We start from the raw sequence: 23,413 nt of genomic DNA, 5'->3' as shown, positions 1-23,413 counted from the left end.
GGGGAGGGCACCCCCTTCGTCCGACGTACCCTTGACGGGCCATGACTGCGACGCCCAAGACCTATGACGTGCGCACCCACGGGTGCCAGATGAACGTGCACGACTCCGAGCGCCTGGCCGGCCTCCTCGAGACGGCCGGCTATGTCGACATCGCGAGCGTGCCGCGCCACGAGCGCGGCGAGGTCGCCGACGTCGTCGTGTTCAACACCTGCGCGGTGCGGGAGAACGCCGACAACAAGCTCTACGGCAACCTCGGCCAGCTCCGCCCGTTCAAGCAGCGCAACCCCGACCTGCAGATCGCCGTCGGCGGCTGCATGGCGCAGAAGGACCGCACGACCATCGTCGAGCGGGCGCCCTGGGTCGACGTCGTGTTCGGCACCCACAACATCGGCTCGCTGCCCGCCCTGCTCGACCGCGCCCGCCACAACGCGCAGGCGCAGGTCGAGATCCTCGAGTCGCTGGAGACCTTCCCCTCGACGCTGCCGACGCGGCGCGACTCCGCCTACTCGGGGTGGACGTCGATCTCGGTCGGCTGCAACAACACCTGCACCTTCTGCATCGTGCCCGCGCTGCGCGGCAAGGAGAAGGACCGCCGTCCCGGCGAGGTCCTCGCCGAGGTCGAGGCGCTCGTCGCCCAGGGCGTCCTCGAGGTGACCCTGCTCGGGCAGAACGTCAACAGCTACGGCGTCGAGTTCGGTGACAAGCTCGCCTTCGGCAAGCTGCTGCGCGCCTGCGGCGACATCCAGGGCCTGGAGCGGGTGCGCTTCACCAGCCCGCACCCGGCCGCCTTCACCGATGACGTCATCGAGGCGATGGCCGAGACGCCCAATGTCATGCCGAGCCTGCACATGCCGCTGCAGTCCGGCTCCGACCGCGTGCTGAGGGCGATGCGGCGCAGCTACCGCTCCGAGCGCTTCCTCGGGATCATCGAGCGGGTCCGCGACCTGATCCCCGACGCGGCGATCACGACCGACATCATCGTCGGCTTCCCGGGGGAGACGGACGCGGACTTCGAGGAGACGCTGCGGGTCGTGCGCGAGTCGCGCTTCAGCTCCGCCTTCACCTTCCAGTACTCGATCCGGCCCGGGACGCCGGCCGCGACGATGGCCGAGCAGGTGCCCAAGGAGGTCGTCCAGGAGCGCTACGAGCGGCTCGTCGCGCTCCAGGAGGAGATCTCCTGGGTCGGCAACCGTGAGCAGGAGGGGCGCGAGCTCGAAGTCCTCGTCGCGACGGGGGAGGGGCGCAAGGACCGCGAGACCGCCCGTCTGAGTGGCCGCGCCCCCGACAACCGCCTGGTGCACTTCGCGGTGCCCGAGGACCTGCCCGAGGCCGGGCGTCCGCGCCCCGGCGACATGGTCACGGTGGGCGTCACCTACGGCGCCCCGCACCACCTCGTCGCCGACTCCGCCCTGTCCGGCGGCACCTTCAGCGTCCGCCGCACGAAGGGGGGCGACGCATGGGCCGCCCTCCAGGACAAGGGCGTCGAGGGTGCCGTCGCCAAGCCCGGCGTCTCGCTCGGCATGCCGCGCATCGGGGCTCCGGAGCCCGTGGAGGCCAACGGGCCCGCCTGCAGCGCCTGATCCGCCCGAGCAGGACCACGACCGAGCACGACGAAGGGGGTCGGTCACCGTCACGGTGACCGACCCCCTTCGGGCTGGGACGGGTCAGACGCGACGGTCGTCCGGGACGTCGTCGACGCCCTCGGTCTCGATGCGCTCCTTGCGTACCGTGCCGCTCACCTGCTCCTCGTCCGTGACGGTCTCCTTCTCGAGGCGGACGCGCTCGACGGGGACGGTCTCCTTCTCGACCACGGGGCGCTCCTCGTGGAGGGTGACCTCGTGCTCCTCCTCGGAGATGCCGGGGCCGTCGAGGGCGTCGCCCCGGTTGGTGTCGGTGATCGGCTCCCGCTCGACGCGGACCTCCTCCCGGGTGACGGGGACGGTGACCTGCTGCTCCTCGGTGACGACGTACTTGCGCAGACGGGCACGACCGGTCTCGCGGCGCTCGGTCCCCACGTCGAGCCGCTCCTCGGAACGGGTCATCGCGTCGTCGGTCGTGGGTCCGGAGGTGTCGTGGCCGACGACGCGCTCACCGGTCTCGTCGTCCAGGTCCCGGCCGCCACGGCCCCCGGCCACACCGGCGACGGGTGCACCGGTGGTGCCCGTCCTGCCGTAGTGGGCGAAGAGACGCTCCTCCTCCTCGGGCTCGAGGTGCCCGTCGTCCTCGACGTTGGGTGCGTCCTTGACCTGGTCCTTCGTGTACGGCACCCGCAGGCCCTCGTCCGTCTGCTGTGCGTCGGTCAGCGGCACGAAGCTCGAGCGGGTCCCGAAGAGCCCGGTCCTGACGGTGATCCAGTCCGGGCGCCCGGTCTGGTCGTCCAGGTACACCTGCCCGACGCTCCCGATCTTCTCCCCGTCGGAGCCGTGGACGTCCCGCCCGCTGATCTGGTCGATGGCGTTGTGGTCGATGCTCATGTTCCGTTCCTCTCGTGGTCGTGTCGACGGCCGGGGTTCGGCCGGAGGCACCACTGGCCTACCCCTGCCGAGGGAGCCAAAACACGACGAAGGGGGTCGATCGCCGTGATGATCGACCCCCTTCGCGTCAGAGCGGTCTCACTCGCCGATCTTGCCGTCGAGGAACTCCCTGCCCTGGTCGCTCTTGTCGGCGTCAACGCCCTTGCCCTCGGCGAACTCGCCGGCCTTGTCGAGGCCCTGGTCGCTGTGCTCCTCGACCTTGTCGCTGTGCTCACCGAGCGCGTCGGTGGCCTGGCCCTTCAGATCGTCGAACCCCATGGCGTTCTCCTTCTGTGTCGGCATGCCCGGTACGGGCCGTGGCACCACACAAGCACGACATCTCTGGCGCTTCAACGGGAACGGGCGTACGGTCGATAGTGGTTGAAAAACGAATAGTTGACACGACAAGCAAAAGGTCCTAACGTATGTCGTGTTCCAACCACCTCCCGGACCACGGCACCACCACCAAGGAGCTCCACATGACCGACCTGAACATCCCCGCCGGTACCTACGCCATCGACCCGAGCCACACCGAGGTGAGCTTCGTCGCCCGCCACGCGATGGTCACCAAGGTCCGCGGCTACTTCCGCGACCTGGAGGGCACCATCACCGTCGCCGAGGACCTGGGCGCCTCCAGCGCGACGGCCACGATGAAGACCGCTTCCGTCGACACCGGCAGCGCCGACCGTGACGGCCACCTGAAGTCGGCCGACTTCTTCGACGTCGAGACCAACCCGGAGATCACCTTCGTCTCCACCGGCGTGCAGAACGCCTCGGGCAACAGCTTCGACCTCGTCGGCGACCTGACGATCAAGGGCGTCACCAAGCCGGTCACCCTGAAGGCCGAGTACGACGGCACCGCCCAGGACCCCTTCGGCAACGTCCGTGTCGGCTTCACCGCCCAGACGGTCGTCGAGCGCGAGGACTGGGGCCTCACCTGGAACGCCGCGCTCGAGACCGGCGGCGTGCTCGTCTCCAAGAAGATCACCCTCAACCTCGAGGTCTCGGCCATCAAGCAGGCCTGAGCCTCGACCCCGGGCTCGTAGAGCCCGCCACCCCCGCGGAGCCGGGACCGGTGCCCCCTGACCGGTCCCGGCTCCGTCATGCCCGTCCCGCGGGCCAAATAGGATGCCGCCCATGACGATCCGCCCCATCACCATCACGGGTGAACCGGTCCTGCACACGCGCGCCCAGCCGGTCACCGAGTTCGACGCCGAGCTGCGCACCCTCGTCGAGGACATGTACGAGACCCAGGAGGCCGCGCACGGCGTCGGTCTGGCAGCGCCGCAGATCGGGGTCGGCCTGCGGGTCTTCACCTGGAGCATGGCGAACGACGACGGCGTGCCGACCCTCGGTCACGTCATCAACCCCTACGTCAAGGCAGCCAAGCCCGCCGTCGGCGAGCCCGACCGCGACAACGAGTCCGAGGGTTGCCTCTCCGTGCCCGGCTACTCCTTCCCGCTGCGCCGCGGTGAGAGCGCCGAGGTGAGTGGCTACGACTGGGACGGCAACGAGATCGCCTTCACCGCCACCGGGTGGTTCGCCCGCTGCATGCAGCACGAGTACGACCACCTCAACGGCTTCCTCTACGTCGACCGGCTGGGCGAGAAGTGGAAGAAGAAGGCCCGCAAGGCCGTCAGGGCCGAGGGCTGGGGCGTCCCCGGCCACACGTGGATGCCGGGCGAGGTCCCGGACCCCTTCGGTCACGACGACGAGCAGGACGACGAGCAGGAGTGATCCCGCAGGTCATCGCCGTCGTCGGCGCCACCGCGACCGGCAAGTCGGACCTGGCGCTCGACCTCGCCGAGCGGCTGGGTGGCGAGGTAGTCAACGCCGATGCGATGCAGCTCTACCGCGGCATGGACATCGGCACCAACAAGTTGCCTCCCGCTGAGCGCCGTGGGATCCCGCACCACCTCCTCGACGTCCTCGAGGTCACCGACGAGGCGACCCTCGCAGACTTCCAGTCCCGTGCCGAGGCAGCGATCGGCGACGTGCTCGCGCGCGGTCGGGTGCCGGTGCTCGCCGGCGGCTCCGGCCTGTACGTGCGCGCGGCCCTGGATCACCTCGACATCCCGCCGACGGACCCGGTCGTGCGCGCGCGGCTCGAGGCGCAGGCGCAGGACGAAGGGGGGAGCGACGCCCTGCGTCGTCGCCTGCGCGAGCTCGACCCCGCGGCCGCGGCTGCCATCGAGCCCAACAACATCCGCCGGATCGTCCGAGCACTCGAGGTCGTCGAGATCACCGGCCGTCCCTTCTCGGCGACGGCGCCCACGAAGCGGTACCGACGCCCTTCGCTCGTCATCGGCCTGCGCGACGACTGGGACGCGCTGACCCGCCGGATCGAGCGGCGCGCCCGCGCGATGTGGGACGGCGGGCTGCTCGACGAGGTGCGCCGGCTGGACGCAGCCGGGCTGCGCCGCGGCCGGACCGCCTCGCGCGCGATCGGCTACGCGCAGGCACTCGGGCAGCTCGACGGGCGCTGGGGTGCGGACCAGGCCATCGCGGACACCGCGCAGGCCACCCGGCGGTACGCCCGACGGCAGGAGTCGTGGTGGCGGCCCGACCCGCGCCCCGTGTGGCTGGACGCGGCCGCGCCGGACCTCGCGGATGCGGCGCTGGAGCTCACCCGCCGTCCGACACAATGGGTCCCATGAACCTGCCTTTCACCAAGGGCCACGGCACCGAGAACGACTTCGTGCTCATCCCCGACCTCGACGGCGAGCTCGACCTCACCCCGACGCAGGTCGCGCTGCTCGCCGACCGCCAGGCCGGCATCGGCGGTGACGGCGTCATCCGCATCGTGCGCACGGCGGCGGCCGCGGAGGAGGACGTGCGCGCGCTGGCCGACCGGGCCGAGTGGTTCATGGACTACCGCAACGCCGACGGGTCGCTGGCCCAGATGTGCGGCAACGGCACGCGGGTCTTCGCGACCTGGCTGCGCCGCGAGGGACTGGTCGGCGAGGAGCTGACGATCGCCACCCGAGCAGGCATCCGCCGGATCCGTTTCGAGGGCGACGAGGTCGTCACCCACATGGGGACCTGGCGCTTCGTCGACGAGGCCAAGGCGCAGGCGCAGGGGTTCGACTCCCTCGTCCACGTCGAGGAGGCCGAGGACATCACCGAACCGTACTCCGCGCTCTCGCTCGACCTCGGCAACCCGCACACCGTCGTGGCGCTGCCGGAGAACGTCAACCTCAACGGCCTCCGCCTGCGCCAGCCGCCGAAGGTCAACCCGGTCCCGCCCGAGGGCAGCAACGTCGAGTTCGTCCGGGTCCTCGGCCCCGGCCACGTCTCGATGCGCGTCCACGAGCGTGGCGTCGGGGAGACCCGCTCCTGCGGCACCGGCGTGTGCGCCGCCGCGATCGGGCTCGCCTTCTGGTCCGGCGACGTCGATGCCCCGGGACAGGTGCAGGTCGAGGTGCCCGGCGGGACGCTGCGGGTGCGCCTGCTGCCCGGCCGTGAGGTCGAGCTCGCCGGTCCTGCCGTGCTCGTCGCCGACGGGACGACGACGCTCGTCTGAGGCGCTCCCCTTCTCGGCTCAGCCCGTCGCGGGTGGATGGCGCCCCTAGACTCCCGCTGTGGAGCTGATGAGGGACGTCACCGCGGGTGGCTGGCTGATCGACCGGGTGGGTGACTGGGGTCTGGTCGGGGGCGTCGCGGGGACCGGCTTCGACTCGTACGCGCGGATCCTGCACCCGGTCCCGGTCACGCGCTGGGACCGGTCCGTGGTCGACGAGTGGGGCATGCCGCGTCTGCTCGAGGAGACCCGGTGGCCGTGGTCCGAGGTCGCAGCCCGACAGGGCCTGACGACGCACCCGCTCGTCCAGTTCAACCGCTTGGCCGACGTTCACGAGGGCGTGGAGCTCGCCGATGGGTGGAGGGTCGGTCAGACGCAGGAGGGGTTCTTCGACCTCGACCTGCTCGCCGGGCTGACCGAGCACCTGGCGGTCGCGACGACGACGCCGGACGACCTCGTCACCGGGATCTGGGCGGGGTGGGGCCAGCTCGGTGAGCGTGGGGTCGCCCGGTACCTCGAGGAGCGCAGCGGGTGGCTGGCACGCAGGCGGGCGCAGCGCGAGGCCGACATCGCGCAACAGGCTGGTGTCGCACCCGAGGTGCGCCGCGCGGTGAATCACGGGCCGTGCCTGCAGTGGCCGGGACGGGAGATGCTCCTCCTCGCCACGTCGACGAGCGAGCTGGCGGACCGGACATGGCCGCAGCGGGCCGGGCTGGGGGCGGACGACGGGATGTGGGAGATCAGCCCGCAGCTGCTCTGGCCGGCCGACCGGGCGTGGGTCGTGGCGAGCGAGATCGACTGGGACAGCACGATCGTCGCCGGACCGCGCTCTCTCGTCGATGCAGTCCTAGCGGACGAGAGGTTCGAGGCCTTCGAGGTCGATGCGGACGCGGACCTGAGCTACGAGGGCGACACGGTCAACCCGCCGCGGGGCGGGTGGACCGCAGCACCCTGAAGCCCTTGCTCGTCGTGACCCGCTCGGTGGGCAGCCCGAGCTCGTCGGTGATCCAGCGGGCGTAACCGTCGGCGCCGAGGTTCTTGCCGATGACGAGGTGGGCATCGGCTCCCTTCGCCAGGCGGGGGAGCCACGTGCCCAGCAGGTCCTGGACGGCAGGCTTGCCGATGCGGATCGGCGGGTTGGACCAGATGGCCGCGAAAGCGACGTCTGCCGGCACCTCGTCGGGCCGGGCCGTGCGGACGTTGGCCAGGCCGAGTCCGGCGGCATTGCGCCGGGTCAGGTCGAGGGCGCGCTCGGTGACGTCGACCGCCCAGACGGTGGCCTCGGGGGAGCGCATCGCGAGCGTCAGGGCGATGGGACCCCACCCGCAGCCGATGTCGAGCAGGTCTCCGGCGGCGGGGGGCTCGGGCACCGCGGCGAGGAGGATCGCCGTCGCCCGGTCGAGGCCGCCGGGCGAGAAGATGCCGCCGGCCGTCTCCACCGTGACCTCGCGGCCGGCGAGCTCGAGCGTGAGCGGACGGCGCTCGCGGTCGGTCGCGGCGGGGGAGTCGGTGAAGTAGTGGTCGGTCACGCAGCAACCCTAGGTCGGTTGTCGGTGCCCGGTGGGATGCTGGCGCCAGCGATGGACATGCAGGGCGAGGGAGGCGCGATGACGGATCCAGGGACCGACAGCACGGGGAGCGAGTCGATGCCGCCGGTCGCCCTGCCGGACCGGTTGGCCGCCTCGCTGGAGGCCTTGTCGGCGGCCCGCCCGGAGGGGTTGTCGCAGGCGGAGCTGCTCCGCGTGGTCAGCCTGCTGGAGGCGACGAAGGGGGCGGCTGCGGCTCTGCAGGCCCGCGCGACCGCTCGGTTCGTCGAGGACCGCGACGCGCGGGTGGCCGAGCAGCTGGCGAGCGACGAGATCTCAGCCCGTGAGGCCCGGTGCCGTCGCGCCGCGGCGCGGGCGGAGTTGGCCCTGGCACGGCGGGTCTCGCCGAGCCAGGCCGATCGGCACGTGGGTCTGGCCCAGGGTCTGGTCCACGACCTGCCGCACACGATGGCGGCCCTGACCGCCGGTGAGCTCAGTGAGTGGCGGGCGACGATCGTGGCTCGCGAGACGGCGTGCCTCTCCCACGAGGACCGCATGGAGGCCGACCGGCGGATCGCCGGGTGCCTGACGACGGCGGGGGACCGAGAGCTGTCCGCTGCGGCGCACCGGGCGGCGGTCGACCTGGATCAGGAGTCATTGGTGAGGCGTCGTCGCCGGGCGGCCGCCTCCCGCAACGTGTCGGTGCGCCCGGCCCCGGACGGCATGGCCTGGTTGAGCATCCTGGGTCCGTTGACGGATGTCGTCGGCGCGTTCGCAGCACTGAAGGCCGCGGAGCACGCGCGTCACACCCTGACGGGCGACCCGGTCGTCGACGCGGCGCGCGTGGCGGACGAGCGAGGCCGCGGCGCGTGGATGGCTGACACGGCGTTGGAGCTGCTGTCGGGGCGCCACGCAGGGCAGGTGCAGCCCGTCGAGGTCGCCCTGGTGATGCGTGAGGAGGCGATCGTGCGTACGGACGGCGAGAGCGACGAGGTCGAGGTCCCGGGTTTCGGGGCGATGCCGGGACCGATGGCTCGTGAGCACCTCCTGCGGCTGTGTGACAGCGACACCCGGACCTGGCTGCGCCGCCTGTGGACCGCTCCGGGGCGACGAGACCTCGTGGCCATGGACTCGCAGCGGCGCCTCTTCTCCGGGGTGCTGCGTCGGCTGATCGAGCTGCGGGACGCGTCGTGCCGGGTGCCGTGGTGCGGTGCCCCGATCAGGGACATCGACCACGTCAACGCCCACGCGGGCGGGGGCGAGACCTCCGCGGCCAACGCGATGGGGACCTGTCAGCGGCACAACCTGGCCAAGGAGTCGCCGGGCTGGTCGGCCGAGCTCGTCGCGGACGGGCTCGACCCCGGCGGTGGCCCACATCAGGTCAGGCTGACGACACCGACGGGCAACGACTACTCGTGCGTGGCGCCACCGCTGCTGGGCCACGGGAGACCCACGCGCCCCGGCACCTCGGCGGCCAGGGTGAGGCGCCGACCGGAGCCGGTGCCCGACCGGGCCTGGTCACCGCTTGAGGTTCACCTCGACGGGCTCGTCGACGCGGCCTAGGACGCCGACCTCGGACCCCGACCTCAGACGACGTCCTCGTCCACCCAGTCCAGGGTCTTGCCGATCGCCTTGGTCCAGTTGCGGTGCAGCCGCCCCACCTCGGTCTCGTCCATGGCCGGCGACCACCGGCGGTCCTCGGCCCAGTTGTCGACGATCTCGTCGGTCGACTCCCAGTACCCGACGGCGAGGCCGGCGGCGTAGGCGGCGCCGAGCGCGGTGGTCTCGGCGATCCTGGGCCGCACGACGTCGACGCCGAGGACATCCGCCTGGAACTGCATGAGGGTCTCGTTGGCCACCATGCCGCCGTCGACCTTGAGCTCGGTGAGACGGCCGCCGGCGCGCTCGGCGTCCGCCTGCATCGCGTCGAGCACGTCCTTGGTCTGGTACGCGGTGGACTCCAGGGCTGCCCGGGCGATGTGGCCCTTGTTGGCGAACCGGGTGAGCCCGAGGATCGCGCCGCGGGCATCGGGCCGCCAGTGAGGTGCGAAGAGCCCCGAGAAGGCCGGGACGAAGAAGACCCCGCCGTTGTCCTCGACGCTCCCGGCGAGCTGCTCGACCTCGGGGGCCTCCTTGATGAAGCCCAGGTTGTCGCGCAGCCACTGGATGAGCGAGCCGGTCACGGCGATCGAACCCTCGAGCGCGTACACGGCCGGCTCCTCGCCGAGCTGGTAGCAGACGGTCGTCAGCAGGCCGTTGTCGCTCTTGACGATCTCGGTCCCGGTGTTGAGCAGCATGAAGTTGCCCGTGCCGTAGGTGTTCTTCGCCGTCCCCGGCGTCAGGCACGCCTGGCCGAAGGTGGCCGACTGCTGGTCGCCGAGGACCCCTGCGATCGGCGTCCCCTTGAGCACTCCCGGCTTGCACTCGCCGTACACCTCCGAGGAGGAGCGGATCTCGGGGAGCACCTGCATCGGCACCCCGATCGCCTCGCAGGTCGCCTCGTCCCACGCGAGGGTCCGCAGGTCCATGAGCATCGTGCGGGAGGCGTTGGTGACGTCGGTCACGTGGACCCCGGCGTTCTCGCCGCCGCCGGTGAGGTTCCACAGGACCCACGTGTCCATCGTCCCCGCGAGCAGCTCGCCGGCCTCGGCGCGCTCGCGCGCCCCCTCGACGTGGTCGAGGATCCACGCGATCTTCGGTCCGGCGAAGTACGTCGCGAGCGGCAGGCCGCAGACCTCCTTGAAGCGGTCCAGGCCGCCGTCCTGGGCCAGCTCGTCGACGATCCCCTGGGTACGCGTGTCCTGCCAGACGATGGCGTGGTGGATCGGCTGGCCGTTGCTCCTGTCCCACACGACGGTGGTCTCGCGCTGGTTGGTGATGCCGACCGCCGAGATGTGCCCGCTGTTGAGGTTGCCCTTGCCGAGCGCCCCGCCGATGACCCGCCGGGTGTTGTCCCAGATCTCCATGGCGTCGTGCTCGACCCAGCCGGCACGCGGGAAGATCTGCTCGTGCTCGATCTGGTCGGTCGCCACGACCGAGCCGTCCCGGTCGAAGATCATCGCCCGGGTGCTGGTCGTCCCCTGGTCGATGGCCAGCACGTAGGTCTTGGCAGCGCTCATGTGCGGCATCCTGTCAGGTCCCTTTCGCCTGTGGTGCCGACCGCGACTACCGTTGTGCCATGCCGAATCCCACGCCCCTCGACCCCCATCAGCGCGTCGCGGCCTGGCGCCGCATCGCGGAGGAGGACCTTGACGTCCTGGTCATCGGCGGTGGGGTGACCGGCGCCGGCGTCGCCCTCGATGCGGCGACCCGTGGCCTCAAGGTGGCCCTCGTCGAGCAGCGCGACTTCGCCTCGGGGACCTCCTCCCGCTCGAGCAAGCTCTTCCACGGCGGCGTGCGGTACCTCGAGCAGCTCAACTTCGGCCTGGTCCGCGAGGCGCTCAAGGAGCGCGAGCTCATGCTCACCCGCATCGCGCCGCACCTCGTCAAGCCGGTCTCCTTCCTCTACCCGCTGGCGCACCCGGTCTGGGAGCGGCCGTACGTGACCGCCGGGTTGACCCTCTACGACTCGATGGGCGGCGGCCGGTCCGTGCCGCGCACCAAGCAGCTGACGAAGGGGGGAGTCCGTCGCCTCGTCCCCGCGCTCAAGCCGTCCGCCCACCACGGCGGGCTGCTCTACCACGACGCCCAGTGCGACGACGCCCGCCACACGCTCACGGTCGTGCGCACGGCGGCGTCCTACGGCGCGACCGTCCTCAACTCGGCGAAGGTCACCGGTCTGCTCCACGCGGGCGAGCGGGTCGTCGGCGCGCGGGTGCTCGACGTCGAGACCGGCGACGAGGTGGAGGTCAGCGCGTCGGTCGTCATCAACTGCACGGGCGTGTGGACCGATGACATCCAGCGGATGGCCGGTGGCCGCGGCCGGTTCCACGTCCGGGCGAGCAAGGGCGTGCACATCGTCGTCGCCCGCGACCGGGTCAACTCCGAGACGGGCCTGATCCTGCGCACGGAGAAGTCGGTCCTCTTCTGCATCCCGTGGGGCACCCACTGGATCATCGGTACGACCGACACGGACTGGAACCTCTCTCGGGCGCACCCGGCGGCGACCTCCACGGACATCGACTACATCCTCGAGCAGATCAACGGCGTGCTCGTCACCCCGCTGACCCGCGACGACATCCAGGGGGTCTACGCCGGGCTGCGCCCCCTGCTGGCCGGTGAGTCCGAGGAGTCCTCGCAGCTCAGCCGCGAGCACGCGGTGGCCCGTCCCCAGCCGGGTCTGGTCTCCATCGCGGGCGGCAAGTACACGACCTACCGGATCATGGCGCAGGACGCGGTCGACGCGGCCCGTGTGGACCTGTCGCCCGGGGTCCCGGACAGCGTCACCGAGCACATCCCGCTCGTCGGGGCCGAGGGCTACCAAGCGCTGGTCAACCAGCTCGACACCCTGAGTCGCCGTCACGACCTGCCGGTCTGGCGCCTGACCCACCTGCTCGACCGCTACGGGTCCCTCGCCGTCGACCTCTTCCGGATGATCGACGAGGACCGCGCCCTCGCCGAGCCGCTCGAGGGAGCGGAGGAGTACCTCGTCGTCGAGGTCGTCTACGCCGCCCGCCACGAGGCGATGCTCCACCTCAACGACCTCCTGACCCGTCGCACGCGCATCTCGATCGAGACGACCGACCGCGGCGTCCAGGCGGCCGCACCGGCGGCGCGGGTCCTCGCGGCCGAGCTGGGCTGGGACGCGGAGCGCACCGAGTCGGAGGTCCAGCACTACCTGCGGCGGGTGCAGGCCGAGATCGAGAGCCAGCAGATGACCGAGGACGAGCGGGCCGATGCCGAGCGCACCGAGGCGACCGACATCCGCACCCTGGCCAAGGGCTGAGGCCTACGCCCTGGAGCCGACGTCCGGGCGCTGCTCGATGGTGTGCGCGGGCAGGTCGACCGGAGCCCGACCCTCCCCGCGGACCAGCGTGAAGTACGCCAGCGTGAGCAGGACCAGCGCGCCGGCCCCCACGTAGAAGGCGTTGCGTCCGGAGTCGGTGGTCGCGAGCAGCACGATGACGCCGAGCATGAAGGCGATCGCGATGCTGTTGAGCACCGGGAAGAAGGGCATCCGGTAGGGCGTGTCGGGCGCGCCCTCGCGGATCATCCGCGCCCGCATCCGCCAGTGGGCGAGCAGGATCATCAGCCACGTGAAGACCGTGGCGAAGGTGGCGATGGCCGCGACGTAGAAGAAGAGCCGGTCCTCGATCGTCAGGAAGAGCGCGATGCCGACGGCGCCGGTGACGAACATGATGAGCACGGGGACGACCGGGATGTGCGCCCGGCGCGAGACGTGGTGGAAGACGCGTGGCGCGTGGCCCTGCTCCGCGAGGCCGTACATCGTGCGGGAGCAGGCGTAGAAGATCGCGTTCATCGCCGACAGGGCCGCCGTGATGACGACGAAGTTCATGATGTGCTCGGCCGCGGGGATGTCCAGGGCGGCGAAGACCTCGACGAAGGGAGAGGTCTCGCCGGTCACCTCGTCCCACGGGATGATCGACATGATCACCGCGAGCGCGGCGACGTAGAAGAGCAGGATGCGCACGGGCACGGTGTTACCGCTCGCGCGATGGAGCGGTCCGTTCGTCCGCCTCGCCGGCCGTCATGCCGAGCGTCTCGATCCCGCCGAAGGAGAAGACGACGACGCTCAGGCTCATGACGATGCCCCACAGGCCGAAGGGGGCGAACCCGTCGTTGCTCCACAGGTTGGCGAAGTCGGGGGTGGTGCCACCGACGTCCTTGCCCCAGAAGATCAGGACGAGGCCACCGACGACCAGGGCGAGGATCGCGAGGACCTTGATGAGGGAGAACCAGAACTCCATCTCACCGAAGACCCGCACGGCCATGAGGTTGAGGCAGCCGATGAGCACGAGCGCGGCGACCATCCACACCCAGCCGGGCACGCCGGGGAACCACAACCCCATGTACGTCGCCACGGCGGTCATGTCGGCGATGGCGACGACGGCCAGCTCGAGCCAGAAGACCCACCCCGTGATGAACCCGGCGAAGGGGCCGAGGAAGGACCCGGTGTACTGGGCGAAGGACCCGGCGACGGGGTGGCGCACGGCCATCTCGCCCAGCGCGCGCATGACGATGAAGACCATGGCACCGGCGACGAGGTAGGCCAGCAGCACGGCCGGGCCAGCGGCCTGGATGGTCTCGGAGGAGCCGAAGAACAAGCCCGTGCCGATGGCGGTGCCGAGGGCGATGAACTGCACGTGGCGGGGGTTCAGACCCCGATCCAGGTGGTCCTCGGTGGGCGTGGGGACGACGTCGTGGGTGGCGGACACGAGGTCCGAGCCTACGTCCGGGCTCCCACGCAGGACTAATGGGTGGATCGTGGGCGTTGGAAGGTGAGATCCTGAGGAGAACATGACAGAACCACTTCACGACCACGACGCGTCCGCCGACGACATCCGCCTCGACGCCACGATCGACCGGGTCCTCTCCCGACGCGCACAGGCGCTCGCCGACGACGAGGGCTTCCTCGACCGCAGCGACTACGACGGCGACCAGCTGGACCGCGAGGAGCGCTCCGCCCTTCGCCGTGTCCAAGGGCTGTCCACCGAGCTCGAGGACATCACCGAGGTCGAGTACCGCCAGCTGCGGCTCGAGCGCGTCGTGCTCGCCGCGGTGTGGAACGACGGCACGATCGAGGACGCGGAGAACTCGCTGCGCGAGCTCGCCGCCCTCGCCGAGACGGCCGGCTCCGAGGTCCTCGCCGGCGTCCTGCAGCGCCGCCAGAACCCCGACCCCGGCACCTACCTCGGCTCCGGCAAGGCACTCGAGCTGCGCGACATCGTCGAGGCCGAAGGAGCCGACACTGTCGTGTGCGACACCGAGCTCAGCCCGAGCCAGCGGCGCGCCCTCGAGGACGTCGTCAAGGTCAAGGTCATCGACCGCACGGCTCTGATCCTCGACATCTTCGCCCAGCACGCCACCTCCCGCGAGGGCCGCGCGCAGGTCGAGCTGGCCCAGCTGACCTACCTGCTCCCGCGCCTGCGCGGCTGGGGTGAGTCGATGTCTCGGCAGGCCGGTGGCCAGGCGGCCGGCGGCCAGGGCATGGGGTCGCGCGGTCCCGGTGAGACCAAGATCGAGCTCGACCGCCGCCGCATCAACTCGCGCATCTCCAAGCTCAAGCGCGACATCGCGGGGATGAAGACCCACCGTGACACCAAGCGCTCCTCGCGCCGCAGCAACGGCACGCCGTCCGTCGCCATCGCCGGCTACACCAATGCCGGCAAGTCGACATTGCTCAACCGCCTCACCCACGCCGGGGTGCTCGTCGACAACCAGCTCTTCGCGACCCTCGACACCACCGTGCGGCGCTCCGAGACGGCCGACGGGCGCGAGTTCACCCTCGCCGACACCGTCGGGTTCGTGCGCGAGCTCCCCCCGCAGCTCGTGGAGGCCTTCCGCTCCACGCTCGAGGAGGTGGGCGAGGCCGACCTGCTGCTGCACGTCGTCGACGGCTCGCACCCCGACCCGGAGGGGCAGATCTCCGCGGTCCGTTCTGTGCTCGCCGACGTCGACGCGACCGATGTCAAGGAGGTCATCGTCATCAACAAGGCCGATGCCGCCGACCCCGAGGTCGTCGACCGCATCCTGCGCAACGAGAAGCACTCGATCGCCGTCTCGGCGCGGACGGGGGAGGGCATCCCGGAGCTGCTCGCGCTCGTCGCGGACGAGCTGCCCCGTCCGGACATCGACGTCGAGGTCCTCGTCCCGTACGCGCGCGGCGACCTCGTCAGCCGGTTGCACGACGAGGCCGACATCCTCTCGGAGGACCACGTCGCCGACGGCACCCGGGTCAGTGCCAGGGTGCACCCGGACCTCGCGGCCGAGCTCGCCCCCTTCGTCGCGGTCGCCTGACCCGTTCCGGTGGAACCACTGGCGGTCCTGGCCGCCGCCCTCGTCGGAGCGTTCTTCGTCGTCCCGACGGCGCGCGGGATCGCCCAGGCGGTCCGGGCACGCGATGCGTGGGCGCCCTTCGAGCGTTCGCGCGGGCACCGTGGTGCCCTCGCCCCGGGCGGTGGGTACCTCAGCTCGTTGCGGGCGCCCGGGCACGGCCAGCGCTCCAGGACGGGACTCTGGGTCCGGTGGGTCTGCTGCGTGGGCGTCACCGCGAGCACCGTGCTGGCGGTGGCTCGCCTCATCTGGTGACGAGCAGCACGGCTAGCCCGATCATCGTCACGCCGATGACGCCGTCGAGCACCCGCCAGGTGCCCGGCCGGCCGAGCGGCCCGGCCAGGGCCCGTGCGCCCAGGCCCAGCGCCGAGAACCACAGGGTGCTGCCGAGCGCGGCCCCGCCCGCGAAGGCCCAGCGCTGCTCGCCGTGACCGTTGGCGATCGACCCGAGCATGAGGACGGTGTCGAGGTAGACGTGCGGGTTGAGGAAGGTGATGGCCAGCGTCGTCATCACGACCGACCCGCGCGAGGTGGGCGCATCGGCGGTCAGCGTCTCCGGTCGGGCGGCACGCCGCAGGGCGACGAGACCGTACCCGAGCAGGTAGGCCGCCCCCAGCCACGTGACGACGCGCACCAGTTCGGGGTGGGCACCCACCAGCGCGCCGACGCCGGCAGTGCCCAGACCGATGAGCAGGGCGTCGGCGGCGATGCAGATGAGCACGACCGGTGCCAGGTGCTCGCGACGGATGCCCTGGCGCAGGACGAAGGCGTTCTGCGCGCCGATGGCGACGATGAGGGTGAGTCCGGTGAGCAGACCGGCGAGGGCGGAGACGGGCACAGGGCACGACGCTAGGCGCTCGCCACCGTGCAGGCCAGTGAAGGATCCTTCAGGATCATTAGCATGGCTTCATGCAGCTCGAGCAGTTGCGAGCCCTGCTCGCCGTCATCGACGCCGGTACCTTCGACGCCGCGGCCCGCTCCCTCCACGTCACTCCCTCCGCGGTGAGCCAACGGATCAAGGCGCTCGAGCGCGACACGGGTCGGGTACTCGTCGAGCGCGCGATCCCGTGCCGGGCGACCGAGGCAGGGCAGTCGCTGGTCCGTACGGCTCGGCAGATGGTCCTGCTCGAGGACGAGGCGCGTGCCGCGTTGGGCGAAGGGGGATCCACGCACGTCGCGCTGCCGGTCGCCGTCAACGCCGACTCCCTCGCGACGTGGTTCGCGCCCGTGCTCGAGGTCGCCGCCGGCTGGCCGGACACGCGGCTGCAGCTCGAGGTCGAGGACGAGGAGTACAGCGCCGACCACCTGCGGCGCGGGGGAGTGGTCGGTGCGGTCACGGCCGACCCGACGCCGGTCGCCGGTTGCCGCACGGAGCCGCTCGGGGCGATGCGCTACCTCCCGGTGGCCTCGCCGGCCCTGGCCGAGCGCTTCATCCGAGGGCGGGGCCACGACTGGGCTGCCATGCCCGTGCTGCGCTTCAACTCCAAGGACGACCTGCAGGCCGAGGTGCTGCGGGACCTGGGCGTCATGACCGAACCGCCGACGTCGCAGGTGCCGTCGTCGGAGGGCTTCGTCGCGGCCGTGCGCGCCGGCCTCGGCTGGGCGATGGTCCCCGAGGCACAGCTCGGCGACGACCTCGACACCGGCGAGCTCGTGCTCCTGCGCAGCCGTGAGCGCCGTGACGTGCCGCTGTACTGGCAGGTCTGGACCCTCGGCACCCCACGCCTCACCCGCCTCACGGAGGCGGTTCACGACGCCGCTCGGCGACTGCGTCCGGTCCGCACCCGCTGAGGCCTACCGCCGGTCGGTGCGCCGGGGCCACCATGGGTGGCATGGCATCGACACTCAACCCGTACCTGAGCTTCGACGGCAGTGCCCGTGAGGCGATGGAGTTCTACCAGTCCGTGCTCGGCGGCGAGCTGGTCGTGCACACCTTCGGCGAATCCATGCCCGACGCCGGCGACATCGCCGACCAGGTGATGCACGCGAGCCTGCAGACCGACGCGGGCTACACGATCTTCGCCAGCGACACGCCACCCGGCATGACGGCCACGCCCGGCAGCGCCATCACCATCAGCATCAGCGGCGACGAGGCGGAGCGGCTGCGCGGCTACTGGTCGGGGCTCACCGACGGCGGCACCGTCGAGGTGCCCCTCGAGATGCAGATGTGGGGGGACGAGTTCGGCTCCTTCACCGACCGTTACGGCGTCCCGTGGATGGTCAACATCGCGGGGAGCTCGGTGAGCGGCGGCTGAGCTACCGCTCGGCGAGGACCTCGGCCGAGGTCGACACGACGATCTGCGGCGCGTACAGGCCCATGACCTGCAGTGCGGCCGCGTGGTCCTCCTCGCTCGACCCCGCGCAGGCGTCGGCGGCGACGACGAGCGTCGCGCCGGCGTCCGCTGCGGGCAGCGCGGTGGAGATGACGCAGCAGTCCGTCGAGACCCCCGCGAGCACGAGCGTGGGCGTCTCGCCGGTGACGCGCCTCAGCGCCGTGCCCCACTTGCCGAAGGTCGTGACGTCGACCGTGCCCCGGCTGCTCCACCCGTTGGCGGGGGAGACGAGGTCGAAGAGCGGATCGGTGTCGGGCCGGTCGGCGAAGGCCCAGCGCTCGAAGTACGGCCCCCAGGAGCCCTCCCGTGAGGTCCCCGGGAGCCAGCGCGTGACGAGCGTGCGCTCGGCACCGAAGCCGGAGCGCAGGCTCTTGATCGGGCCGAGGGCCGCGTCGAACATCGGCGAGCCCCACTCGGAGGCAGGGTCGGCGAAGATGCGCTGGGGGTCGACGACGACGAGCCAGGCGTCGTCGAGGTCGGGCAGCGAGGGCCGCTCGGCGCCCGTCACAGCCGCTCCTCCTGCCGCCGCACCACACCGCGTCGCGCCACCCAGGTGATGACGAAGGCGAGCACAAGCGCCACGACCACGCCGAGGTTGGCGTAGGACCAGTCCCCGGCCCAGTAGCTCCCGGCCGGGTCCTCGACGAGCTCGGTGCCCATGAAGGCCTTGAGCAGGTAGCCCTGCCAGTTGTTCCACGTCGAGTCCGGCATCGCGTTGGTGACCAGACCCCACCCGATGGCCGAGGTGAGGACCATCGTCGCGACGGAGATCCAGTCGACCGACCCGTAGCGCCCGCGGGAGTCGAAGAGCGCGACCTCGTCGTAGTCCCGGCGCCGCAGCGCGAGGTCGGACAGGAAGATCCCGGCCCAGGCCGCGAGCGGCACCCCGAGGGTGATGAGGAAGGACTGGAAGGGGCCGAGGAAGTTCTCGGCGAAGAAGACCACGTAGATCGTGCCGAGGGTGAGCAGCAGCCCGTCGATGCCGGCGGCGGCGGGGCGCGGGATCCGCACCCCGAGGCTCAGCAGGGTCAGGCCCGAGGAGTAGATGCCGAGCACCGCGCCGGAGACGAGCGCGAGCACGGCGGCCACGCCGAAGACCACGAGGTACCACGTCGGCAGGATCGTCGCGAGGGTGCCGACGGGGTCGGCGACGATGCCCGCCCGCAGGTCCGCGTCGGACCCCGCCAGGCCGATGCCATACGCGACGAGCAGGGCCGGCGCGAGCGCGCCACCGAAGGTGTTCCACGCGACGATCGCGCCGGAGGAGGCCTCGCGGCTCTGGTAGCGCGACCAGTCGGCGGCGATGTTGATCCACCCGAGGCCGAACCCGGTCATGACCATGATCAGCGCGCCGAGGACCTGCTGGGGGGACCCCCCTTCGACCGCCGTGAGCGCGGACCACTCGATGTGCGAGACGGTCAGCAGCACGTAGACGACCGTCGCGAGACCGGTCACCCAGGTGAGCCACGACTGCAGCCGCATGATCAGGTGGTAGCCGGCGACCGAGGCGACGACGATGAGCCCGGCGACGACGAGCATCGCGATGATCTTGGTGGGCGTCCCCCCGCCCCAGCCGAGCTCGCGCATGACCGTCGCGGTCGCGAGCGTGGCCATGATCGCGAGGAAGGTCTCCCAGCCGATCGAGACGATCCACGAGACGACGCCCGGCAGCTTCTGCCCCTGGACGCCGAAGGCCGCCCGGGAGATGACCATCGTCGGGGCCGAGCCCCGCTTGCCGGCGACGGCGACGAGCCCGCACAGCAGGAAGGAGATGACGATCCCGATGATCGACACGAGCATGGCCTGCCAGAAGGAGATGCCGAAGTCGAGCACGAAGCTGCCGTACGAGATGCCGAAGACGGAGACGTTCGCGGCGAACCACGGCCAGAAGAGGTCGGAGGGCCTCGCGGTGCGGTCTGCCTCGTCGATGATCTCGATGCCTGTGGTCTCGACGCCGGCGCGCCGGACGGACTCGAGGGTGTCACCCGTGGGGGAGGGAGCGCTCATTCGGGCAGAATCCCACACGTGATGACCCTGCGTGAGCGTTGGCACGCCGATGTGACCGCCCTGGTGCCGGGCGCGGACCCCGCGGCCGTGGGCGAGCTCGGCGACGAGCTGCTCGTGCGGTGGCGCGAGTCACACCGCGCGTACCACGGCCCGGTGCACCTGGCGGAGGTCCTCGCGGCCCTCGACGAGCTGGCCGAAGGGGGTGACCTCCCCGACGAGGACCGGCACCTCGCGGAGCTGGTCGCGTGGTTCCACGACGCGGTGTACGAGACCACCGCCGCGCCGGGTGCGTCCGAGGAGGCCTCGGCGGTGCTCGCGGAGCAGCGCCTGCCCCTCCTCGGGCTCCGGGTGGCGGAGGTCACCCGCGTGGCGCGCCTGGTCCGTGACAGCGCCACGCACGAGATGGCCGTCGACGACGCGGTCTCCAGGGCCTTCCACGACGCGGACCTGTGGATCCTGGCGTCGCCGACCGAGCGCTTCGACTCCTACTGCGCCCAGGTGCGCGCCGAGTACGGGCACGTGCGGGCGAGGGACTTCGCGTGGGGGAGGGCCGCGGTGCTCACCCCCTTCGCCGAGCGGGAGCGCCTGTACCTCACGGACCACGCGCACGCGCACTGGAGCGCGCGGGCCCGCGTCAACCTTGCTCGGGAGCTCGCCCGGCTCGCTCCGCCTGCGTGACCCTCAGGCCGCTGCGGATGAGTCGGCGGATCAGCTCGGACCCGGCGACCTCGTGGGCCCCGGCGGCGACGACCTCGTCGTATCGCTCGACCGGCACGTCGTAGTGGTCCTCGTCGAAGAGCCGACGCTGCAGCCCGACGGCGCCCGCGAAGGCGTGCAGCTCCTCCAGCGAGGAGTCGGACACGAGGTGGCTCCAGGTACGGCCCCATCCGGGCCACGTGGGCGGGTCGACGAGGATCATCGGCTCACAACCGTCTCAGCGCGCTCGCCAGGACGACCGCCTCGCCGACCCGGTCGGACGCATCGAGGTCGACCTCGGCCTCGATGACCCAGTCGTGGTCGCCCTCGGGGTCCGCGAGGGTCTGGCGCACCCGCCACAGCCGCACGTCCGGCGCGTCCTCGTCGTCGACCCCGGGGGCGGGGCCGCTCGCCTCCTCCACGTGCAGGTGGTGCGGGCCGTGGGCGTCCTGGTCGGTGGCGATCCGGTCGTGCTCCTCCCAGTAGTCGCCGAGCGCGCCGTCCCACGCGTCGTACCCCATGACCGGGGTCCGGCCGTCGTCGGCGAGCTCGGCGGCGGCGGTCTCGATGGCGCTCAGCCCGGACAGGTCGTCGCGCGCTGCGCGCTCGACGCGCTGCCACAGGGCGCCCCGGACCATCGTGCGGAAGGGACCGGTGCGCGCACTCAACGGGCGCGGCGGTGCGGCGGCCTCGCGGCCCTGGGCGAGCCGGGCGGCCGCGTCCGGGTCGGACAGCGCCTCCCACTCGTCGAGCAGCGAGGAGTCGGTCTGGCGCACGGTCTCGCCGAGCCAGGCGACGATCTCCTCGAGCGCGGGTGAGGAGTGGGCCTCGGGCACCGTCCGGGTCAGCGTCCGGTACGCGTCGGTGAGGTAGCGCAGGACGAGGCCCTCGCGCGGCGCGAGCTGGAAGCGACGGACGAAGTCCGCGAAGGACATGCCCTCCTCCCACATGAGCCGGACGACGGACTTGGGGACGAGCGCCTCCTCGGGCAGCCACGGGTGGCTCTGCCGGTAGGTCTCGAAGGCGGCCTCGAGCTCCTCCGCGAGGGGCCGCGGCCAGGTGATCTCCTCGAGCAGCCGCATCCGCTCCTCGTACTCGATGCCGTCGGCCTTCATCTCCGCGATCGCCTCGCCTCGGGCGGCGTGCTGCTGCGCGACGAGCACCGCCATCGGCGCCTCGAGCACCGCCTCGATCGTCGAGACGACCTCGAGGGCGTGGGTGGGGGAGTCCGGGTCGAGCAGGTCGAGCGCGGCCAGGGCGAAGGGGGCGAGCGGCTGGTTGAGCGCGAAGTCGGCGGGCAGGTCCAGGGTCAGCGCGACGGTCCGCCCGGTCTCGTCCGGCTCGGGGAGACGCTCCAGCACACCGGAGTCGAGCAGGCTGCGCCCCAGGCGGACGGCTCGACGCGCGAGGCGGGACCTCCCCTTCGCGTCCTCGTGGTTGTCCCTGGTGAGCCGCGAGAGCGAGGCGACCGGGTCACCGGGGCGGGCGACGAGGTTGAGGATGAGCGAGTTGTCGACCTTCATCCGTGAGCGCAGGACCTCCGGCTCGGCGGACGTCAGCTTGGCGAAGGTCTCCTCGGTCCAGACGATGAATCCCTCGGGGGCCTTCTTGCGCTGGACCTTCTTGCGCTTCTTGTCGTCGTCGCCGGCCTTGAGCAGCGCGCGGTGGTTGTCGATGACGTGCTCCGGCGCCTGGACGACGACGTAGCCCTCGGTGTCGTACCCGGCGCGGCCCGCGCGGCCGGCGATCTGGAGGAACTCGCGCACCCGCAGCACGCGGTGGCGGGACCCGTCGAACTTCGTCAGCGAGGTGAAGAGCACGGTGCGGATGGGCACGTTGATGCCGACGCCGAGCGTGTCGGTGCCGCAGATGACCTTGAGCAGGCCGGCTTGGGCGAGCTGCTCGACGAGACGCCGATAGCGGGGGAGCATGCCGGCGTGGTGCACGCCGACGCCGCGGCGCAGCATCCCGCCGAGCGTGCGGCCGAAGCCCGCGGAGAAGCGGAAGCCGGCGAGCCGGTCGGCGATCGCCTGCTTCTCGTCCTTGTCGAGCAGCTTGAGCGTCTGCAGCAGGCGGGCGTGCTCGGCGGCGTTGGCCTGGGTCTGGTGGACGACGTACACCGGGGCGCGACGCCACTCGAGGATCTCCTCGATCGTCTCCTGGATCGGGGTGAGCGCCCAGGAGAAGGTCAGCGGCACCGGCCGCTCGGCGTCCGCCACGACGGCGACGTCGCGCCCCGTCCGCTCGCGCAGGTCGGCCGCGATCGCGCGGGTGTCGCCGAGCGTGGCCGACATGAGGAGCATCTGCGCCTGCGGCAGCTCCAGCAGCGGCACCTGCCAGGCCCAGCCGCGCTCGGGCTCGGAGTAGTAGTGGAACTCGTCCATGACGACCAGGCCGACGTCGGCGCTGCTGCCCTCGCGGAGCGCGAGGTTGGCCAGGACCTCGGCGGTGCACACGATGATCGGGGCGTCGGCGTTGACCGAGGCGTCGCCGGTGAGCATGCCGACGTTGTCGGGGCCGAAGGTCGCACAGAGGTCGAAGAACTTCTCGGACACCAGGGCCTTGATCGGTGCGGTGTAGAAGGCGACCTCGTCCCTGGCCAGCGCGTGGGCGATCGCGCCGGTGGCGACGAGGGACTTGCCGGACCCGGTCGGGGTCGCGAGGACCACGTGGTCGTCGCCGAGGAGGGCGAGCAGCGCCTCCTCCTGGTGCGGGTACAGCGGCGTGCCGCGGTCGGCGGCCCACGTCGCGAAGAGCTCGAAGAGCGCGTCGGGCTCGGTGCCGACGGGGACGGCGAAGGGGGCGGAGGCGGTGGTCGTCGAGGTCATCGTGACTCCATCGTCCCAGTGACCGGGGTGGTGGTGC

Annotated in this window: 24 protein-coding genes; 13 read left to right on the top strand and 11 right to left on the bottom strand. The window is 71.6% G+C overall.

The genetic code is table 11. From position 1 onward, the window contains the following. The first annotated feature begins 41 nt into the window (after positions 1-41). Complete coding sequence (miaB, locus tag ABC138_RS10795) at positions 42-1,580, top strand: tRNA (N6-isopentenyl adenosine(37)-C2)-methylthiotransferase MiaB (RefSeq protein ID WP_345913678.1); 1,539 nt, start codon at positions 42-44, stop codon at positions 1,578-1,580. An 84-nt stretch (positions 1,581-1,664) separates the two neighbouring features. Here miaB and ABC138_RS10790 read toward each other — a convergent pair whose 3' ends face one another. Both ABC138_RS10790 and ABC138_RS10785 read right to left on the bottom strand, forming a co-directional pair. Further along, a complete protein-coding gene (locus tag ABC138_RS10790; protein ID WP_338537906.1) occupies positions 1,665-2,474 on the bottom strand; it encodes a PRC and DUF2382 domain-containing protein in 810 nt (269 codons plus the stop codon). A 138-nt stretch (positions 2,475-2,612) separates the two neighbouring features. Next, positions 2,613-2,792: a hypothetical protein gene (locus tag ABC138_RS10785; protein ID WP_068322922.1), complete on the bottom strand. Its 180-nt coding sequence runs from the start codon at positions 2,790-2,792 to the stop codon at positions 2,613-2,615. Positions 2,793-2,992: 200 nt separating this feature from the next. Between ABC138_RS10785 and ABC138_RS10780 the strand changes: the two genes are divergently transcribed. The 5 genes from ABC138_RS10780 to ABC138_RS10760 all read left to right on the top strand — a co-directional run bounded on the left by ABC138_RS10780 (position 2,993) and on the right by ABC138_RS10760 (position 6,988). Further along, positions 2,993-3,538: a YceI family protein gene (locus tag ABC138_RS10780; RefSeq protein WP_082807454.1), complete on the top strand. Its 546-nt coding sequence runs from the start codon at positions 2,993-2,995 to the stop codon at positions 3,536-3,538. A gap of 112 nt (positions 3,539-3,650) precedes the next feature. Beyond that, entirely contained in the window at positions 3,651-4,250 is a 600-nt protein-coding gene (gene def, locus ABC138_RS10775; RefSeq protein WP_068322927.1) for a peptide deformylase, read from the top strand. Continuing rightward, entirely contained in the window at positions 4,250-5,170 is a 921-nt protein-coding gene (gene miaA, locus ABC138_RS10770) for a tRNA (adenosine(37)-N6)-dimethylallyltransferase MiaA (protein WP_345913738.1), read from the top strand. The genes def and miaA overlap by 1 nt, the downstream gene beginning before the upstream one ends. Next, complete coding sequence (gene dapF / locus ABC138_RS10765; RefSeq protein ID WP_345913677.1) at positions 5,167-6,036, top strand: diaminopimelate epimerase; 870 nt, start codon at positions 5,167-5,169, stop codon at positions 6,034-6,036. The genes miaA and dapF overlap by 4 nt, the downstream gene beginning before the upstream one ends. A 58-nt stretch (positions 6,037-6,094) precedes the next feature. Beyond that, entirely contained in the window at positions 6,095-6,988 is an 894-nt protein-coding gene (locus tag ABC138_RS10760) for a hypothetical protein (RefSeq protein ID WP_345913676.1), read from the top strand. Here the strand turns inward: ABC138_RS10760 and ABC138_RS10755 are convergent. Then, the gene (locus ABC138_RS10755) at positions 6,951-7,562 is read right to left on the bottom strand and encodes a methyltransferase (RefSeq protein ID WP_345913675.1); all 612 of its coding nucleotides are present in this window, start codon (positions 7,560-7,562) and stop codon (positions 6,951-6,953) included. The genes ABC138_RS10760 and ABC138_RS10755 overlap by 38 nt on opposite strands. A 78-nt stretch (positions 7,563-7,640) precedes the next feature. Between ABC138_RS10755 and ABC138_RS10750 the strand changes: the two genes are divergently transcribed. Continuing rightward, the gene (locus tag ABC138_RS10750) at positions 7,641-9,122 is read left to right on the top strand and encodes a DUF222 domain-containing protein (RefSeq protein ID WP_345913674.1); all 1,482 of its coding nucleotides are present in this window, start codon (positions 7,641-7,643) and stop codon (positions 9,120-9,122) included. A gap of 23 nt (positions 9,123-9,145) precedes the next feature. Here ABC138_RS10750 and glpK read toward each other — a convergent pair whose 3' ends face one another. Beyond that, entirely contained in the window at positions 9,146-10,678 is a 1,533-nt protein-coding gene (gene glpK / locus ABC138_RS10745) for a glycerol kinase GlpK (protein ID WP_345913673.1), read from the bottom strand. A gap of 59 nt (positions 10,679-10,737) precedes the next feature. On the opposite strand from glpK, the gene ABC138_RS10740 reads away from it, so the two are divergent. Beyond that, positions 10,738-12,444, top strand: coding sequence for a glycerol-3-phosphate dehydrogenase/oxidase (locus ABC138_RS10740; RefSeq protein WP_345913672.1), 1,707 nt, complete (start codon positions 10,738-10,740; stop codon positions 12,442-12,444). Positions 12,445-12,447: 3 nt separating this feature from the next. On the opposite strand, the gene ABC138_RS10735 is transcribed toward ABC138_RS10740, so the two are convergent. Together ABC138_RS10735 and ABC138_RS10730 are read right to left on the bottom strand one after the other, a co-directional pair. Continuing rightward, the gene (locus ABC138_RS10735) at positions 12,448-13,155 is read right to left on the bottom strand and encodes an amino acid permease (protein WP_345913671.1); all 708 of its coding nucleotides are present in this window, start codon (positions 13,153-13,155) and stop codon (positions 12,448-12,450) included. Between the two features lie 4 nt (positions 13,156-13,159). After that, positions 13,160-13,894, bottom strand: a complete 735-nt coding sequence (locus tag ABC138_RS10730) for an amino acid permease (RefSeq protein ID WP_345913670.1) — start codon at positions 13,892-13,894, stop codon at positions 13,160-13,162. An 82-nt stretch (positions 13,895-13,976) separates the two neighbouring features. On the opposite strand from ABC138_RS10730, the gene hflX reads away from it, so the two are divergent. Both hflX and ABC138_RS10720 read left to right on the top strand, forming a co-directional pair. After that, a complete protein-coding gene (hflX, locus tag ABC138_RS10725; RefSeq protein ID WP_068322953.1) occupies positions 13,977-15,476 on the top strand; it encodes a GTPase HflX in 1,500 nt (499 codons plus the stop codon). Between the two features lie 9 nt (positions 15,477-15,485). Next, positions 15,486-15,767 carry a hypothetical protein gene (locus ABC138_RS10720; RefSeq protein ID WP_068322956.1) on the top strand — a complete coding sequence of 94 codons (282 nt, stop codon included), beginning with the start codon at positions 15,486-15,488 and terminating at the stop codon, positions 15,765-15,767. Here the strand turns inward: ABC138_RS10720 and ABC138_RS10715 are convergent. Further along, positions 15,757-16,350 carry a LysE/ArgO family amino acid transporter gene (locus ABC138_RS10715; protein ID WP_255218242.1) on the bottom strand — a complete coding sequence of 198 codons (594 nt, stop codon included), beginning with the start codon at positions 16,348-16,350 and terminating at the stop codon, positions 15,757-15,759. The genes ABC138_RS10720 and ABC138_RS10715 overlap by 11 nt on opposite strands. 71 nt (positions 16,351-16,421) lie before the next feature. Here ABC138_RS10715 and ABC138_RS10710 point away from each other — a divergent pair, with 71 nt between their 5' ends. Continuing rightward, entirely contained in the window at positions 16,422-17,303 is an 882-nt protein-coding gene (locus ABC138_RS10710) for a LysR family transcriptional regulator ArgP (protein ID WP_068322959.1), read from the top strand. Positions 17,304-17,344: 41 nt separating this feature from the next. Beyond that, on the top strand, positions 17,345-17,767 hold the full coding sequence (locus tag ABC138_RS10705) for a VOC family protein (protein WP_068323458.1): 423 nt from the start codon (positions 17,345-17,347) through the stop codon (positions 17,765-17,767). 1 nt (position 17,768) lies between these two features. Here ABC138_RS10705 and ABC138_RS10700 read toward each other — a convergent pair whose 3' ends face one another. Both ABC138_RS10700 and ABC138_RS10695 read right to left on the bottom strand, forming a co-directional pair. After that, positions 17,769-18,353, bottom strand: coding sequence for an isochorismatase family protein (locus ABC138_RS10700; RefSeq protein ID WP_255218243.1), 585 nt, complete (start codon positions 18,351-18,353; stop codon positions 17,769-17,771). After that, the gene (locus tag ABC138_RS10695; RefSeq protein ID WP_345913669.1) at positions 18,350-19,852 is read right to left on the bottom strand and encodes a cytosine permease; all 1,503 of its coding nucleotides are present in this window, start codon (positions 19,850-19,852) and stop codon (positions 18,350-18,352) included. The genes ABC138_RS10700 and ABC138_RS10695 overlap by 4 nt, the downstream gene beginning before the upstream one ends. Positions 19,853-19,870: 18 nt before the next feature. Between ABC138_RS10695 and ABC138_RS10690 the strand changes: the two genes are divergently transcribed. Next, entirely contained in the window at positions 19,871-20,530 is a 660-nt protein-coding gene (locus tag ABC138_RS10690) for a hypothetical protein (RefSeq protein ID WP_345913668.1), read from the top strand. Here ABC138_RS10690 and ABC138_RS10685 read toward each other — a convergent pair. Both ABC138_RS10685 and ABC138_RS10680 read right to left on the bottom strand, forming a co-directional pair. Further along, entirely contained in the window at positions 20,487-20,771 is a 285-nt protein-coding gene (locus tag ABC138_RS10685) for a DUF4031 domain-containing protein (protein WP_068322968.1), read from the bottom strand. The two genes, ABC138_RS10690 and ABC138_RS10685, sit on opposite strands and share 44 nt — an antisense overlap. Positions 20,772-20,775: 4 nt before the next feature. Next, positions 20,776-23,376 carry a DEAD/DEAH box helicase gene (locus tag ABC138_RS10680; RefSeq protein WP_068322971.1) on the bottom strand — a complete coding sequence of 867 codons (2,601 nt, stop codon included), beginning with the start codon at positions 23,374-23,376 and terminating at the stop codon, positions 20,776-20,778. Between the last annotated feature and the right edge of the window lie 37 nt (positions 23,377-23,413).

The sequence above is a fragment of the Janibacter sp. LM genome, assembly GCF_039631275.1.
Classification (GTDB): domain Bacteria; phylum Actinomycetota; class Actinomycetes; order Actinomycetales; family Dermatophilaceae; genus Janibacter; species Janibacter terrae.
This window is presented reverse-complemented; position numbering and strand designations above follow the sequence as displayed.